Source organism: Haloprofundus salilacus (assembly GCF_020150815.1).
In the GTDB taxonomy this organism is placed as follows: domain Archaea; phylum Halobacteriota; class Halobacteria; order Halobacteriales; family Haloferacaceae; genus Haloprofundus; species Haloprofundus salilacus.
Window position 1 is genome coordinate 196,988 of the sequence record NZ_CP083724.1, and the last position, 16,125, is coordinate 213,112.

16 protein-coding genes and 1 pseudogene are annotated in these 16,125 nt (G+C 56.9%); 6 read left to right on the forward strand and 11 right to left on the reverse strand.

All coding sequences use genetic code 11. The annotated features are described in order from the left end of the window. Nucleotides 1–58: 58 nt before the first annotated feature. Nucleotides 59–370, forward strand: coding sequence for a DUF8065 family protein (locus LAQ58_RS17635; protein ID WP_224450568.1), 312 nt, complete (start codon nt 59–61; stop codon nt 368–370). Between the two features lie 3 nt (nt 371–373). Continuing rightward, nucleotides 374–982 carry a hypothetical protein gene (locus LAQ58_RS17640; RefSeq protein WP_224450569.1) on the forward strand — a complete coding sequence of 203 codons (609 nt, stop codon included), beginning with the start codon at nt 374–376 and terminating at the stop codon, nt 980–982. A gap of 482 nt (nt 983–1,464) precedes the next feature. Here LAQ58_RS17640 and LAQ58_RS17645 read toward each other — a convergent pair whose 3' ends face one another. The 10 genes and pseudogenes from LAQ58_RS17645 to LAQ58_RS17690 form a co-directional block, all read right to left on the reverse strand. Then, a complete protein-coding gene (locus LAQ58_RS17645; RefSeq protein WP_224450570.1) occupies nt 1,465–1,758 on the reverse strand; it encodes a hypothetical protein in 294 nt (97 codons plus the stop codon). A 106-nt stretch (nt 1,759–1,864) separates the two neighbouring features. Beyond that, the gene (locus tag LAQ58_RS17650) at nt 1,865–2,170 is read right to left on the reverse strand and encodes a hypothetical protein (protein WP_224450571.1); all 306 of its coding nucleotides are present in this window, start codon (nt 2,168–2,170) and stop codon (nt 1,865–1,867) included. Between the two features lie 97 nt (nt 2,171–2,267). After that, the gene (locus LAQ58_RS17655) at nt 2,268–2,624 is read right to left on the reverse strand and encodes a four-helix bundle copper-binding protein (protein ID WP_224450572.1); all 357 of its coding nucleotides are present in this window, start codon (nt 2,622–2,624) and stop codon (nt 2,268–2,270) included. Between the two features lie 141 nt (nt 2,625–2,765). Further along, nucleotides 2,766–3,395, reverse strand: a pseudogene (locus tag LAQ58_RS19195) (hypothetical protein); the annotation flags it as partial. A gap of 106 nt (nt 3,396–3,501) precedes the next feature. Next, on the reverse strand, nt 3,502–4,248 hold the full coding sequence (locus LAQ58_RS17665; RefSeq protein WP_224450573.1) for a hypothetical protein: 747 nt from the start codon (nt 4,246–4,248) through the stop codon (nt 3,502–3,504). 1,232 nt (nt 4,249–5,480) lie between these two features. Continuing rightward, a complete protein-coding gene (locus tag LAQ58_RS17670; RefSeq protein ID WP_224450574.1) occupies nt 5,481–5,969 on the reverse strand; it encodes a hypothetical protein in 489 nt (162 codons plus the stop codon). A gap of 227 nt (nt 5,970–6,196) precedes the next feature. Continuing rightward, complete coding sequence (locus LAQ58_RS17675) at nt 6,197–8,305, reverse strand: type B DNA-directed DNA polymerase (RefSeq protein ID WP_224450575.1); 2,109 nt, start codon at nt 8,303–8,305, stop codon at nt 6,197–6,199. Nucleotides 8,306–8,308: 3 nt separating this feature from the next. After that, nucleotides 8,309–8,569 (reverse strand): DUF8156 family protein, encoded by a 261-nt coding sequence (locus tag LAQ58_RS17680; RefSeq protein ID WP_224450576.1) that lies wholly within the window; start codon nt 8,567–8,569, stop codon nt 8,309–8,311. After that, nucleotides 8,556–9,236: a hypothetical protein gene (locus LAQ58_RS17685; RefSeq protein WP_224450577.1), complete on the reverse strand. Its 681-nt coding sequence runs from the start codon at nt 9,234–9,236 to the stop codon at nt 8,556–8,558. Before LAQ58_RS17685 ends, LAQ58_RS17680 begins: the two co-directional genes overlap by 14 nt. Before the next feature lie 71 nt (nt 9,237–9,307). Further along, nucleotides 9,308–10,321 carry a Cdc6/Cdc18 family protein gene (locus LAQ58_RS17690; RefSeq protein WP_224450578.1) on the reverse strand — a complete coding sequence of 338 codons (1,014 nt, stop codon included), beginning with the start codon at nt 10,319–10,321 and terminating at the stop codon, nt 9,308–9,310. A gap of 263 nt (nt 10,322–10,584) precedes the next feature. Here LAQ58_RS17690 and LAQ58_RS17695 point away from each other — a divergent pair, with 263 nt between their 5' ends. Genes LAQ58_RS17695 through LAQ58_RS17710 form a run of 4 tightly spaced genes read left to right on the forward strand, consistent with a single transcriptional unit; the run spans nt 10,585 to nt 15,620 of the window. After that, nucleotides 10,585–11,772, forward strand: coding sequence for a BMP family lipoprotein (locus LAQ58_RS17695; RefSeq protein WP_224450579.1), 1,188 nt, complete (start codon nt 10,585–10,587; stop codon nt 11,770–11,772). Between the two features lie 43 nt (nt 11,773–11,815). Further along, a complete protein-coding gene (locus LAQ58_RS17700) occupies nt 11,816–13,435 on the forward strand; it encodes an ABC transporter ATP-binding protein (RefSeq protein WP_224450580.1) in 1,620 nt (539 codons plus the stop codon). A gap of 56 nt (nt 13,436–13,491) precedes the next feature. Then, entirely contained in the window at nt 13,492–14,568 is a 1,077-nt protein-coding gene (locus LAQ58_RS17705; RefSeq protein ID WP_224450581.1) for an ABC transporter permease, read from the forward strand. Then, complete coding sequence (locus tag LAQ58_RS17710; protein WP_224450582.1) at nt 14,565–15,620, forward strand: ABC transporter permease; 1,056 nt, start codon at nt 14,565–14,567, stop codon at nt 15,618–15,620. Before LAQ58_RS17705 ends, LAQ58_RS17710 begins: the two co-directional genes overlap by 4 nt. 24 nt (nt 15,621–15,644) lie before the next feature. Here the strand turns inward: LAQ58_RS17710 and LAQ58_RS17715 are convergent, their stop codons facing one another. Continuing rightward, nucleotides 15,645–16,058: an ArsR/SmtB family transcription factor gene (locus LAQ58_RS17715; RefSeq protein ID WP_224450583.1), complete on the reverse strand. Its 414-nt coding sequence runs from the start codon at nt 16,056–16,058 to the stop codon at nt 15,645–15,647. Between the last annotated feature and the right edge of the window lie 67 nt (nt 16,059–16,125).

Here is a 16,125-nt window from a genome sequence, read left to right on the forward strand (position 1 = left end):
ATGGCAGTGATGGCACGTCACAATACCTATATGCCTGTACTGAGTATGGAGAGTAAAGATGGTATCCTCGAGCGACAAAATCCAGTTCCGTGGTGGCGCTGAAAAGGAGGCTAGCCAGCTTGTCGATAGGATGCGTTTAGGCGGTATCAACATAAGCGAACTAGCCCGTAAAGGCCTCAAGGAAAAGCTCAGAGAGGTACTTTCCAAGGAGGAACGAGTCCAGATCCACCAGCAATACGTGGTTGGTGAGGTGAACGAAGAAGTTGCTGAAATCCTGATTGGTGACATGCTCGACGCTATCAAACAAGAGCGAGAAGCTGTACGAAAAGCAGAAAATCTCAGCACCGACGGTGTCTTCCAGAACGACTAATGAATGGTTGACCGTGATTCCCGGCATCCTGTTATTGCGGATAGCGATGCACTGATTTCTGTCGCAAACACATCTCTATGGCCGTGCATAAAGGACAATTTCAATCTCACGACTACAAACGTTTGCCAACAGGAACTCAATCGACACGTCAAAGAAAAATCGGAATATGCACGGGAAGGAAGCCGTGAAAAGTGGGTGCACGATGGCAGCAAAGCTGCTTTAAAGCCCTTTGAAGATGAGTCCAACCCCTCATTCACCATCGCCACTAGTGTACCACGCCCGCATGGCAGTGACGCCGGCGAAATCTCGATAAAACAAGAAATTGAGCAATATCCTGAAAAATACACATTTGCGGTATTGATGGACCAAGCAGGGCGATATTCAATCAATCGCGTATTCGATGAACGCGATGCGTACGGTGTTGCAGTCGCTCCTCCGTATCTTCTGTATCTCCTTCACAAAAAAGAGAAATGCTCAAAAGCAAACTTCTGTCAGGTCTGTGGCGAGCTACTTGAAGGAGAGGGTTGGACAAGCTATGAGTCGATTCAGGCAGTATGGGAAGAAATTCCCGTTGACTGTAGCGACTACTTATCCTCCGACCTGCTCCCCTGATAGGTGTCCTTACGCATTCACTGAAATCATACTGCATATTCCGATAGTCTGCTCCTCACAAGGGGTCGCGACTCAGCTCCAGCAGGACGCGGCAGGTATACCAAGTCGATGAGTTTGAACGAAGCGGACCAAACCGACCGAAGCGGGTCATGGCTCTCTGTCCTACCTGCCATGCGAGAGTTCACCACGGTGAGGATGGCATAGAGATGAATGCCGCCCTTGTCGAAAAATTGGTGACTGGGCTAAGGAAACTTGGAGACACCGACGCCTAAGGACTGCTCTATCGCCTCCGACTCTCTATTGAAGTCCGGTATCGTAATCCAATAACCAACATATTACACCGCTGTTTGTCGGGAACTTGACTGTACTCGGTCTCACTGGTGTCGTCCTGTATCGACGGTCGCTTCCGAAGTGGTCGAACCGGTATCAGGAAGGGTGACACCGTGCGGCGTTAACGAAATCGCAGTCTCTTGTTCGCACCGTCAAGTATCCGTTGAGTCTGGAGTCCTACCGTCCGGCTCGGCAAGTACACGATTCGAGTGCGTATCGGCCTCGCCAGGAGGTTCCTCGACCGTCTCATTGCCGTTGTTTTCTGATGGCGTGTCAGTGGCCCCAGGCAACTCCGCTCGCGACTGTTCTTTGGCGTCGAAGTCGATAACCTGCTGCTCTTTCGGCAGGGCTCTGACTGAGATACCTCGCCAGTCATAATCGGTGCCCACAACCGCCTCGGAATACCCGACTTGCTCACTTTCCAATACAGTATTCTGCACAGCCACATCTAGACTAAACGGACAGTCTCGCCATGAGATTTACAAGAACACTCCGTTGAAATCCTATTGGTCAGATACTATTCACGGTGAAATAGCCGTTAAGGAGGACTGCTCACGAATCTCCACCTTTGTTAGCGGACGTCTCGCCCGTATCTGGGTCGTTCCGTAGTTGCCGAACCAGATTCATGTGCATGAGATGGAGGTGCATCCCGATGCCGAACAGCAACAGCCCCATCCCGACGAAGATGAGTGGCATGAGTAGCGCCTCGACGGCACTCGCGAGCGAGTCAGTGTTCTGGGGCAAGAGAACGACGGCCGCAAGGACGAACGCGGCGAGAATGACGCCGAGACCCGCTTTGACGAACCGGGAGTAGTGTCCGAGCTGCTGCAGGCGTTCTTCGATTTGCCTCGTGTCCATTCTGTCGTCATCTGAAGCCATCTTTTGAATCCTGCTAGGAGGTCTTCACCGGCTGAGCAGTACTGAAAGAAACGGTGGGTGTGTTCGTGGTCGTCGCTTAACTGTTGGCCATGCTCCGGCAGGATTCGGCGCACTCGCGGAGGACGTCGGCGCAGACCTGGCAGTGGTCGGCGTCGTGGCGTTCGCACTCCTCGGCACACTCCTCGCACGCGCCGGCACAGGCCTGGGCGAGCTGGGTACTGTAGTTCGAACCCCGGGCCATAAATCGGGCGTGCAGCGACGTGAGGTCGGCCACATCCCGACAAAGCCGGGCGCACTCCTCTATGTCGGAGTCGCCGAGGCACTTGTCGGCACACCATTCACAGACTTCGGCGGCCTCGTTACAGTTCTCGATACACTGGCGTTGTTCGTCGCTTAGGCTATCGATTTTCGAGACGGTTTCTGAAAGGGACATACCATCCTAGACAATATCCAGCAGCCGTGTAAACGCTGGGCCTGCCAATGAAAGCGATGAGAATTGCCCCCGAGTTGCTTACGTTTTCATCCCAGACAAGCTCGGCAAGGTGAGTGAGGTCCAAGCAAACGACGGCTAATACTAGCGGTCGTTTGCGTAGCGTTCCTCACGAGAATCTACAGGCGGAGCAGGCCGAGTACCTCGGGGTCGTACGGAAACCTCCGATTTCCGTGATGACGAGACGCGGAGCGTCTCGAACCACTTGACCCCGAGGCGGTTCATCGTCCCGGCTAACACATGATTTGAGTTATTATCCGTCTGATTACGAGTCTCCACGAAGTCATTGCCGTTACCATCAGATGACACCCCACCCGTAGCCCCAGGCAACTCCACTCGCGACTGCTCTTTCGCGTCGAAGTCGATAACCTGCTGCTCCTTCGGGAGGGCTCGAACCTCAATCCCTCGTCAGTCATTATCCACGCCCACAAGCGCCTTCGAGTATCCAACTTCCTCACTGCCCAACACGGCATTTTGCATATATCGCATCTGGGCGTGATTCAGTCCGAATTCGTTGGCCCAGTGTTCGTCCATGCCCTCGAGTTGGTGGAACTGCTTGACCGCACACTGATCGAGGATTGCCTCGGATTCGTCGTGTTGGAAGAACTCGTCGACCGTCTGTGTCACCAAGCGAAGGGAGAGGTTGTGGTGGCGGTGATGCCAGAACCTTGTCTCGAGGAACTGCAGGGTCGCTGTATCCTGCATGGTGTACCGCATTCATAGATCACAATGACGACCGTGTGTAGCGTATTGCGATTACGGTCCGGGACATCGCGATACTGGGGTATACGATGGATAGTGCCGACGAAAGCGAGGTCGATTATCCACTCCGGTATTCTTCAAGGACAATTTCGACCGTCATTTCACCAGATTCACCGTCGTAGTACGCGGTGTAGAGTGCGAGACTCGCGTCTGGCGAAATACAGGACTCGAACTCGTAGGAGTCTTCCCACTCTTCGGAATCGGGGACGCGAATTGCGGTTTCGTAACACTCCACCCCAGCGTACTCGTTTCGACCTTCGACATTGGCAGTCATGTACCCTGCATCGGGATTACCAGAGAGCCGCCAGCTGTTCCCAACTTTGAGTTCACGGTGCTGGTAGTAGGCCGTCATTGGGCTGAATGGCCCGAGCGAGAGGTATCCGAGAGTTCGGATAGTGGCCTCTGCCTCCTCGCTTTCGGGATCGACACCCCTGAGATCGAAGAGTATCGTGGCATTCTCGCCTGTCACCGTTCTACTGAACGAATCAGTTCCGTTGTCGTAGGTGATTTCAGCAGTTACCTCCTCACCATCGACGGACAGAACATCCCACGTTATTGTCGCTGTTTCGTCGTTTTTGATGTCGTTTACGCGGTAGCGATAGAACTCACCTTCTTCGAAGGTAAATCGCTCCCACTGGGTGACAACATCATCTCCACTCGTTTCGTCGGAGCCCGACTGCTCATTGCTTGACTCGCCGGTGTCTCCAGCGTCTGCCGAACTCTCTGATGAGGTTCCTCCCCCGACACACCCTGCAAAGACGACGAGTAAGACAACGAGGCCGAGAGCTAAACGTCGGTGACTCATCGTTCAGCCCATCCAAAATAGCTCCAGCCTCGCCGGCCAGACCCCTTCAGTTGTAGGACAATCGGATGAGCGTATAGTGATATGTCTTTGGTCATTGTTAGGCATTCGCTTGTGTGTATCTACCTAATTACGGACCTGAGCGTCTGACAGGCGCGTTATTGGGCTGATGTGACAGTATATACCAAGCGAGACTATAATGTTATCTGTTCAATACATAAACAGGGTACAGAGCGTGAACACTGCTGTATCCACTGAACGTTTTGGCTAACGATGATCGGGTTTGGCTAAAAGATAGAGCGCTAAGCGCCTTCCTCACCGAGCGACTGGACTGGGGTTGTGTTTGTAAAATACCACCACTCAACACGTCTCCGACACCCCTAGAAGTAGTTCTTCAGCTGATGACTACTTCATACTCGGAAACACGCTCACAGAATCAGCCAAAGCACTCGCCGAACCAGCTCCGTCAGTCACCGAGAGTTCATAATCGGTGTTTTCCCCCGCAAGAACACCCACAACCCCGAGACAGAACCCATCTAGGAACACATACGCCCACCTCACAATCGGCCTCCTAAACCAGCGATATCGAAGGCTTTGACGCCTCAAAACCTCGATTTTCAACTCCGCGTCAACGAGCCGTGATGGCTGTCTCGTCGCAAAAACCAAAAACCAGTAGACGGCAACCGATTATGAAATGTGGAGCTGCAACTGAAAGCCAACAAAGCCCCCCATCGAATACCACGCTTTCCTCCGCCAGCGCGTTCCACCAGCCTCCTTTCGCGCATCAAAAAACAGCATCGCTAGTTCTCACTGGATTCATACTGGCCGCTACCATGGGGATTGTGTCTCTCTTGCGGGTGGTAGAGCCGATTATGAACGCGAGGAGAAGAGCGTGATAACGCAGAGAGCTCTGTTACTTGGTTCTCAGTCATCTAGCCTGAGTTGGAAAGGAAGAACTCGCCGGGCTCATCCGTACGCTCAAACTGTTCTGTGAGGAAGACGAAGCACAACTCAAGCGGACGTGGGACGCTCGTGTCGAACAGATCACTGCCTCCCTCGACCGTCTGACCGGCATAATGTACGATGTTACGGGTAATGAGAAAGTGTCTGTTGCTCCTGAAATCGTCGTCTCCGTTCACGAGTCAGAAGCCGGTATCGACGCGGCAGTACTCGTGGGGCCACTCCGACGTGAAAATCCCCGGGTGTTCATCGGCGCAGATTCGTTGGGTGACTCGTCACTGCCAGGATTTGACGACGGTCAAGTACCCGACGTACGCAAGCGCTGAAGCGACGAGTGCCACAGCAAGCACTGTGACTCCGGCGAAGTCTCCCACTGCTACTCCCGGATTGTCCCAGAGGTACGCACTACCCTCAGCTGCAAAGACGAACAGTGTTCCATACACCGCAGTGAAGGCAATTGATCGTGCGAGCGTGAGTGCACTCAGTTCGCGGCGCTTGAGAAGTTCGAGCACGAAGAGGAAGGAAATTGCAAGGAAGTAGAACGGCTCCGGGAGCGCCCGTCCAAGGTCACGCGTTGCCTCTACTGCAATGACGCCATAGTACGCCAGTGCGAGCAGAACGGCACCGACGAGTGTGAGCGTCAACCCGTAGCCGCTCATCGACTCACGCGGCGAAGTGGAGTCTGGGGGCTTGGAAGTAGTTGAGGTGACGGGTGGCTCACCGGATTCACGTCGGGTCGACGTCTCTGGTGGGACGTCGCTCATCGTCCGTCCCTCACTGTTGCTTGGAAGTACGTCCGGACTGGTGGGCGATCCAGTCGCTCGGTTTCGGTCCAAGTAACCATCCGGAATGCCATGGTTGGTTCACCCGATCTAATTATGCTGCCTGAGAGCTTAACGACGAAGTTCTGTGTTGCAGTGGTCGAGGAGGAGTCGTTGTTGAAGGCTGATAGCTTTCTCAACCGTCTCCAACACGCTGAGACCTGCAGATTTTACCAGCTCTCGAAAGCAGAGAGCTTCGAGTTCTTCGAGCCCGTCAGCGTGCGTTCGATAGCAGAGCGACGCCAGCCAAGCGGGGAAAGCACGCTTTCTGCGGTCCGAACGAGCAGTGTCCTGTAGAACTCGACGTCGTATTGAGAGATTTCTTCGTGAGCTAACGCAACTCGATCTCTCGATTGTTTCTCGTCGTCGACGACAACGTAGGAGACGCTCTCGCCTGGACTCCGACTGAGACCATAATCTTCGGCACGTTCGAGTGCTGCCACATTCCGCGTGTTTTGCGAATACTCGTCAATGTTCTTCGACACTCGGTTATTGATGAGCAATTGCTCTGATTCGACGTCACCTCGCTGTAGTCGTTTGACCCACAGTTTCAACCGGTCACATACCCATTCCGGTTCTCGATGTTCGTCGAGTACCTGAACCAGATCCTTCTGCGCTTCCTCGATGAACGCCGGTGTACTACGCTGTCGGCACTCGATACCTCGATACTTGTACTCGTCCTCGTCGGCGACCTTTCCGAAGTACTTCGTCAACGCGCCAGCGTCGCTGTCGCGCATCGGAACGAACGCAATCCAGTCGTACGCTGCTTCGTACTCCAACCGAATCCCGACGTCTTTGGTGATCTGCTCGGCGAGTTCGTCGAGCGGTGTTTGCGTTTCGCCCTCAAGTGGACGAACCCAGATACTGTCGACGATGCCGTGGACGACCTCCCACCCGTTCTGCTCGAACACCTGCTTCGAGTCGAGGAGAATCTCTCGAGCGAACGCGTTGATCGCCTCGTGACACTCGATACGACCGAACTTCGCGTTCGAAAAGCCTTGGTAGCCGAAGCAGGAAACCAGAATCCACTTGATCGCGTTTGAGCGACCCTCCAACGCTTTTTCTCGCTCCGGGTCGTCCGTCTCCTGAAGCTCGGCTTTGATAGCGTCGCGGTCTTCGATGAGCGGTTCGAGGACGTCCGGAAGGTATCCTCGCTCGTCGCAGATGCAGTACCCAAGCCCGGGAACGTCTTCGCGACCCTCGTGGCACTCACAGCGAATCTTCTCAGGGCTCACGTTGTGGGTGACGATGATGTTCGGGTACAACGACGAGAAGTCGAGTTCGTGGACGTCCTCGTGCAGCCCAACTTTCGGTGCGAACGTAAACCCGCCGCGGTCGGCTTCGTGCAGCTGCCGCATCGTCTTGAACTGCTCGTGCCGCCAGGAGTTCCACGGGACTAACACACCTCGTTTCCGCGCCTCTCGAATCTGAATCGCTGTAAGGATGTTTCCGATAGACGACCAGGCTAACTCCTGCAGCGGTTTCCCCGACCGTTCGACGAGGTCGAGACAGCCGTCGAGGTTCGTCTGGTTCCACATGAACGTATTCGAGCGATCGATGATCACCCGTCCGGGGAGGTTATACCGTGCTGGAGAGTGGCCGACTTTTCCGTAACTGGCGTACGTCGACTCTCCCGCGAGTTGTTGGCATCCGGGGAGACGCCCTAACTCGAACTCTCGATTCCCGACCTGCTCGGCTTGCTGGTACAGCTTCGGGATTACCTCACTCGTGTTGAGCAGGAGGACGTCCGGGTCGTCAACACTGAGGCGATTGCTTATTGCCTCAAGAACTTCCTCCCGTGTTCCGTTCACCGTCTCGTCGCCCAGTTCGACCGTCGTGATCTGTCCACTGGCCAACTGTGCCTCTCGGATAGAAATGTCGAGAACTGTGAGGTCACCATCGGGTATCGGCGAGACTCCCTCCTCGAGGCAGTATCTGAACTCTCGACTCAAATCGACGTTGTAGCACCGGTATTCTCCGGGTTTTCTCCATCCCCTGACTTCGTATGCAACATCGGTAACTGCCTCCAAGTCGACAACATCGACGCGAAGCACCGGCTTCGAGTCGTGTCTGAACCCGACTCTCTCCTCCACCAAGTGCGCGAGTGTGACCTTCGGGTGTCGACGGAATACCTCCGAGACCTCCTCAAGATCGCCATCGCTGTGTGCCGAGATGTATATCGTCGGCTCGTACGACGTATTTCGAGTGAAATCCGCACCCTCGGGCGTCAGTGACCACTCGAGTACGTCACCGTCGAGGTAGTCGAATTTGAACGACATGGGTTACTCGACAAACTCGTGGACGTCCATCCGGTTCTCAAGCGACGCAATCCGCTTCTCCTGCTCGAGCGCGATGGAGAGCAGAATCGGAATCTCGACGAACTGGTGGTTGAGATATCCACCGGCGTCCGCGTGGGCGCGAGCATGCTCGAACAAGTGGTCGAAATGCGGCTGGTCACTGTGCCTGAGTGCTCGTCGGTAGCCCGACCATCGGTTCTCGGTTGCTCGAACCATGTCGCGGTACGTCGGGTTAGTTCGCCCCAACGGTGGTCACCTCCGGTGACGTAGTTGCCGGAATCACGGCCGGGTGACGCGCCGCGAGGATGTGGTTCCAGTACGAAATTGTCGTCTGGACCAGTCCGTTGTCGAGCGGGTAGACGAGCGTCTCGAACGAGTCACCCGAGAATCGCGGTCCGTACTTGGTCAACTCACACTCCACGGTTTCGGAAACCATGTCGTCGAGTGGTTCGGTGAAGTCGTCGCTTTCCGATAGCGTGAGGAGAACCGGTACGTCGACGCCATCGAGCAACTCCGTGACTCGCGAAACTGCCTCCGAGAACAGTCGCTCACCTTCGCTGCGTCGGAGGTCGTCAGTCCGGTAGAACCAATCGAACTCCGGAAGGACGACGAGTGGCGTGTCCTCTGCGATTTGATCGGAGAGGTCCGTCAGCAGGCTGTAATGCTGCCACGGAGTGAAGCCTCGAGCGATGTGAACGCGGTCGAGTACTCTCATCGTCGGTGCGATTCGGCACAGTTGCTGCGTCGTCCCGTTTCCACGAGCGTCGACCCAGACGGCGTCCCCGCCTTCTAAGAGCAGGTGGTCGACGACGAGCGAGTGTAGTGCCCCCGTCGCTCTCTGATTCGCCTGTAAGAGCGTCGCACCCTTCTGTAGTGTCGGGAGCGTCGGTTGGTCGCTGGTCTGCTGATACATCACAGAAGTATCTAGGCGGCTTTCGTGTCATAACCAAGACAGGGCCGTTTCCGAAATTCCGATACTGTCTTTCAGGACGCTTCCTCCCGGGGTCTGTAGGTTCGCGCCCGTTTCTCTCCTTGGGCGATGATGAGGCGGTACTGCTCCATCTTCTGGAGGTAGTTACGAACCGTTCGCTTCGTCTTCGGTTCGTCGACGTGTTCGCAGTATTCGTCGTAGAGATCGCCCGGACTCATCTCGCCATCCTCGAGTAAAATCTCGTAGAGGACGCGCTGATGCTCGCGTAATTTGTCGGCAGTCGAGCGCCGGATCTCTTCGCGTCCGTCAGGGACAGCCTCGTGTAGAATCTCGTTCGAGATTGTGTCGCGAGACTGCTGATCTGCGAGTCGTGCAGCGTTGCGGAGAATACTGATTCCGATTCTCGCATCGCCGGCTGCCGCGTCGGCGATGAGAGCGAGTTGTTGATTTCCGATAGCGCTTTCCGATAGTCCCCAGCGTGCCCGCGCAGCGAGAATCGCGACGAGTTCATCGAGGTGGTACCTATCAAATTCAACGCGGACGCTCCCATGCAGACGGCTCGTCAACCGTTCGTCGAACATCGAGAACAGGTCCTCCTCGCGATTTGCGATGAGCACCATCGTAATCTTCCGCGTGCGATAGAGGTCGTAGAGGACGCTCTTGTCTTCGAGTTGATCGACTTCGTCGAGAATGACAACGTAGTGTGGACCGTCGTACTCTTGGATTCGAGTCAGGAGTTCGTCCCGTGGTGTGGAGCGTCGATGGATATCCACTGTCTGGTCGATGCCTTCGAGAATGCGGTAGAGCACACGAAACCGGGTGTAGTCCTGCCAGCAGTTGATATACTGGGTGTTGATGTCGAGGACGTTCTCACGAAGACGTTCGACCGTGAACTGCGCAATGCATGTCTTTCCGGCACCGGATGGTCCGAGCAGAAGCGATGTTTCCCCGGGCTGCCCGTCCATGATCGGCTTGAGCGCGTTCGAGAGCACGTTCGTCTCCTGATTGCGATGCTCGATCTCCTGAGGGATGAACTCGGGTTGTAGCACGCGAGCATCGTTGATCATGCTTACCAGCACTCTTCCTCGTGAACTGTAATAAACGGAACCGGGTGATTTCCGATAGTTCCGATAAAGAAGCGAGACGGATTCGAGTATCTGTGCCGGATGGGGCGGGTATCGAATCCCGACAGTGTACGTAGACGCGAAGGATACACGTTTGAGCGGTTGAGTTGGTGATGATAGGCTTGTAATTATACTGCCCCCGATGAAACGAACCGCAGCCCATACACTTTTAAACCTTAGATTGTGAACAATTTGGGTGACCAACTATGACACGAGAGAGAGACCCATACGAAGATTCCGAACGCACAAACGGACAGAACCCCGCCAAACGCGGTCTCAATCGGAGACGCATCATCAAGTCTGGAGGCGCACTCGTCGGCGGCGCAGCGCTCGCAGGGTGCATGGGCGGTGGAAACGGTTCCGGTGGCGGTAACGACTCAGGAAACGGCTCTGGCGGCGGCGATAACTCAGGTGGCGAGGCGACAAACATCGCGATCATTTCGAGTTCCGCCGGCTTCGGGGACCAAGCGTTCAACGATCTCGCGTGGCAGGGACTGCAGAACGCTGCAGACGAGTTCAATATTCAGCTCCAGCAGGTCGAAGAGACGAATCAGTCGAACTACGGAACCGTCCAGTCGCGGCTAGCCGAGAGCCAGAACCCTGACTACGATCTCATCGTCCTGGTCGGCTATCAACACACACAGGCGCTCGAATCGAACGCCACGCAGTATTCGGACCAGCGGTGGATGCTGATAAACGACCACGTCGATCAGCCCAACGTCGCCGGCTACACGTGGGCGAATCACCAGATGTCGTATCAAGCGGGTGTCCTCGCGGCGACGATGACGACCCGCGAGTTCTCCTTCGACGACAACTCAACAACGGCAGAGAATCCGACGATTGGCTTCGTCGGCGGCGTCGACGGATCGCTCATCAATGCGTTCGAGCGAGCCTACGTGGCCGGGGCGGAGTACGTCAATGAAGATATCAACGTCCGCGTCGGGTACATCGGCAACTACACCGACACGCAGACGGCGAACAACATCGCCAGTTCGCAGTACGACGCCGGTGCAGATATCGTCTACCACGCCGCTGCGGCGGCCGGACAAGGCGTCTTTGAGGCGGCGCAGAACGCAAATCGTTTCGCCGTCGGTGTCGACGCTGATCAGTCGAAGACCCTCGACGAGTATGAGGACGTCATCATGGGCTCTGCGGTCAAGTACATCAACAAGGGGACGTACGAGGTCGCGAAGGCAGTCGTACAGGACAACTGGCAGTCGGTCCAGGGCGACAACGTGCTCGGACTCGACTCGGATGCCGTCGCGATGGTGCTCGGAAACGCCATCGGTCCCGAACTTCCCAGCGTCGTCGAGGAGAATCTCGAGGAGTCCAAGCAGGCAATCCTCAACGGGGACGTGACGGTTCCGTGTAGCGCCTCGGGCTGTCAGAACTGATCCAGTATGACAATACTGTATCTTGAACCGAGACATCGTGGCGATGAGTAACGCACAAGCGCCCGTCGTCCGACTCGACGGAATCACCAAGCGGTTCGGTGAAATTGTCGCCAACGACGCCGTCGATTTTTCGCTCGAACCCGGGACGGTGCACGCACTCGTCGGCGAGAACGGTGCAGGCAAATCGACCCTCATGAGCGTCCTCTACGGTCTCTACCAGCCAGACGCCGGAACCGTAATCGTCAACGGAGAGCCGCGGGACTTCGACACTCCGCGTGACGCGATCAACGCTGGAATCGGAATGATTCACCAGCACTTCCAGCTCGTAGATACGATGACGGTCGTCCAAAACGTCGTCCTCGGCCAAGAACCGACCGAGAACGGATTGGTCGACGAGGCGAGCGCCCGATCCGATATCGAACGCATCTGTTCGACGTACGGCTTCGAGGTAGACGACTACATGGACACGCCGGTCGAGGAACTCGGCGTCGGTATCCAACAGCGCGTCGAAATCGTCAAAAGCCTCTACCGGGGCGCTGACGTACTCATCCTAGATGAACCGACCGCGGTCTTGACGCCGCAGGAAGTCGAGAACTTGTTCGACGTGATGACCGAACTCACAGAGCGCGGCCATTCGCTCATCTTCATCACGCACAAGCTAGACGAGGCATTGGCGGTCGCCGACGATGTCACTGTGCTTCGCGACGGCGAAGTCGTCGGATCCGTCGACGCTGCAGATACCTCCCGGACGGAACTTGCACGAATGATGGTCGGCCGTGACGTGTTGTTCGACGTTGCAGAGCGAACGACAACTCCCGGTGAACTCATCGTCGAAGTCACTGACCTCCGTGTTCGGGACGACCGCGGATTACTGCAGGTTGACGGGGTCGACCTACAGATCCGCGAGGGCGAAGTGCTCGGCATCGCGGGCGTCGAAGGGAACGGTCAGTCAGAGCTCGTAGAAGCGCTCACTGGACTTCGAGGCGCCAAATCCGGCACTATCGTGTTCGACGGCACGGATATCACTGACGCGAGTCGTCGGCGCCGTATCGAGTCGGGCATCGCTTACGTTCCCGAAGATCGCCAAGAGATGGGATTGGTCCAGGAGTACGACCTCGTACGAAACGCGCTTCTCGGCAACCAGACCATCGAACCGTACGCCAACGACGGCTTTCTCGACTGGGGGGCCGTCCGCGACCACGCAGACGAAATTATCGAAAAGTACGACGTACACCCCTCAGATCACAGTGCCGAGGCGTCGTCGCTGTCCGGCGGTAATCAACAGAAGTTCATCGTTGGTCGAGAACTCGAACACGACCCGTCGTTTGTCGTTGCTGCACATCCGACGCGGGGCGTCGACATCGGCTCGATAGAGTTCATCCACGAACGCCTCCATGAGATGCGTGACGAAGGGGTAGCGCTTCTCGTCGTCTCCTCGAAACTTGACGAGGTACAGAAGCTCTCAGATCGCATCGCGGTCATGTACGAGGGCGAGTTCGTCGACGTCGTCGATCCCGAAACCGTCACCGAGCAAGAGCTGGGGTTACTGATGGCTGGACGGAGCCTCGACGAACGCACCGAAAACGCGGACAACGGTGAAGCGAGCGACGGAGACGAGGAGTTCGTCACCGATGCCGACGAGGCGGACAGAGGTGTTCAGTAGTGAGCGGCATCGATACCGGACGGGCACGTGCCGTGTTCGACCGAGTCGCCGGTCGAATGCTTCAGGCGTCAGTGTTGGAGCGAGTCGCCATCGCTGTGGCGTCAACGCTGCTGGCGCTCTTGCTCGGATCCCTCATCGTCGCAGCCTCGGGATACGACGCAGTACAGTTCGTCTCCGCGCTATTGTACGGTGCGTTCGGTACAGCCTCGAACCTCGCCTTCACACTCCGACAGTCGACGATGCTTATTCTCGCGGGCGTCGCCGTCGCCATTGCGTTCCGCGCCGGCGTCTTCAACATCGGTGTTCAAGGCCAGTTCGTCGTCGGTGGCTTCGCGACCGCCATCACGATTCTCTTTCTCGCGCCGATGCTCCCCGAGGGCGTGGTCGGCGGCGTGTTACTCATGGGTCTCGGAACCGTCGCGGCCGTCGTCGCCGGGGGTGCGTACGCGGCACTCCCCGGGATGATGAAAGCATACGCCGGCGCGAACGAGGTGATCACGACCATCATGCTGAACTTCATCGCGACGGGCGTCGTCTACTTCCTCGTCGACGGATTCCTCCGTCCCTCGGGGACCTCCGCGCCGAACACCGAGCCGTTTCCGACGTACGTCGAACTGCCGCCGATCGTGTTCGAGAGCGGGACGTTCTCGGTTATCGGACTCGGGGTTGCGCTCGCGGTGGTCGCGGTGGTCTACGTGACGATGGTGCGAACCCGCTTCGGTTACGACCTCGTTACCAGCGGCCATCAAGAACCCGCAGCCGCCTACTCGGGCGTCAACCCCAAACAGACCATCGTCACGACGATGACGTTCTCCGGAATGGTCGCCGGACTCACCGGCGCGTTATTCACAATCATGATTCTCGGCTATTACAGCGACCCGAGCACGTTCCCCCGGTTCGGCTTCGACGCCATCGCGGTGAGCCTACTCGCAGCGAACAACCCTCTCGGCGTCGTTCCGGCGGGGTTGTTGTTCGGCGGCCTGGACGCCGGTGGACAGTATATCGGCTTCACTCTCGACGTCCCCGCCGAACTGGTCGATGGAATCACCGGTCTCGTCGTTCTGTTCGTCGCCGCACCGGAACTGTTCCGGATGGCCGGACGTCGCACCGGATTGGGAGGTGAGAAGCGATGAGCGTCGGCGAGTATGCATCCCGGAATCGACTCTCGATCAGCCTCGCCGTCGCCGCCGTCCTCCTGATAGTAGCGGCTGCGGCACTGCTCGACCTTCCGGGGGCTGAACTACTCACAGTCGGCGCACTAGAGCGTACGCTTCGGGCTGCGACACCCATCGCACTCGCAGCCATCGGTGGACTCTACGCCGAGAAAAGCGGCGTCTTCAATATCGGGCTGGAGGGGTTCATGATCTTCGGCGCCTTCACGGCTGCCGCCGCCGCATGGATTCTCTCCGGTGACCAATCGATTGGTCAACTCCACCTCTGGGCGGGCATCCTCATCGCGGTGCTCGTCTGTTCGCTTCTGACCGTTGCGTTCGCTGTCTTGACGATCCGGTATAAGGCCGACCAGATAGTCGCCGGATTGGCCGTGTGGTTCATCGGACTCGGCTTCGGGCCGTTTCTCGCGAGCGTCGTCTGGGGTGGCGTCTCCAGTCCGGCGCTCCCAAATGTCGCGACTCTGACGGTTCCGGTCCTGTCGGACCTCCCAGTGATCGGACGTCTCCTGTTCGACACCTCTCCGCTCATACTGTTCACCCTCGTTTTGACCGTTGTGGCGTGGGTTGTCCTCTACCGAACTCGCTACGGATATTGGGTGCAGGCGGCTGGAGAGAATCCGGAGGCGCTGGATACCGCTGGCGTCGATGTCAATCGCGTTCGGTATGCGACGGTCGTCTTCTCCGGTGCGATAGCCGGCTTGGCCGGGGCCGTTCTCTCTGTCGGTATCGGGAGCGGCTTCATCGGCACGGGCGTGACGATAGTTGACGGTCGAGGATGGATCGCTATCGTCGCCTACCTGTTCGGCAACTACAACCCGGTTGGGGCTTTCCTGGCGTCGCTACTGTTCGGCGCGATGGATATGCTCCAGATACAGCTTCAGACAGTCGGCATCGCGCTCCCAGGGAGCATCACGGGGTTGTTCCCCTACGTCGCCGTGCTCGTTGTACTCACTCTGGTCGGCTACACGCGGGTTCCCGCCGCCGTCGGCGAGCCGTACGAGACCGAGGAGTGAACGCCCTCCAGGGCGGGGAGGACGTCAATTCTCGGCTGAGCTGTCGTACATCCCTTCGAATTCCTGTTCACCACGGATCAGTTCATCGACGCCTTCAGTGAGGGTAACCTCCCCGTATACGGTCGCACGGTAGTACGTGTACAGCCCGTCTTGTCCTCGTTCTGTGCGCTGACGTTTTTCGACGAGGCCCACATCAACGAGTTTGTTGAGATGGTAGTGGAGTGTACTGTCGTCGATTTCAATCGCCTCTTCCAGTTCTTTGGGACTCATCTCCCCACTGTGGACGAGTCGGTAGAGTATTTCGTATCGTGTCCGGTGACCAACAGCGGCGTGCATCGCGAGATACTCTTCGAGACGCAGGACGCTGTCTTCCGGCAGCAGATCCTCCGGATCTTCCGGGGCCCCCCCACCGAACGAGCGCGTTTGATCTGTTGCCATCGTACCTCGGAGTACGAACGGGAGACTCTTAGGCTTTCTCAAGCCGAGAATTCTCAAAATCACTCTC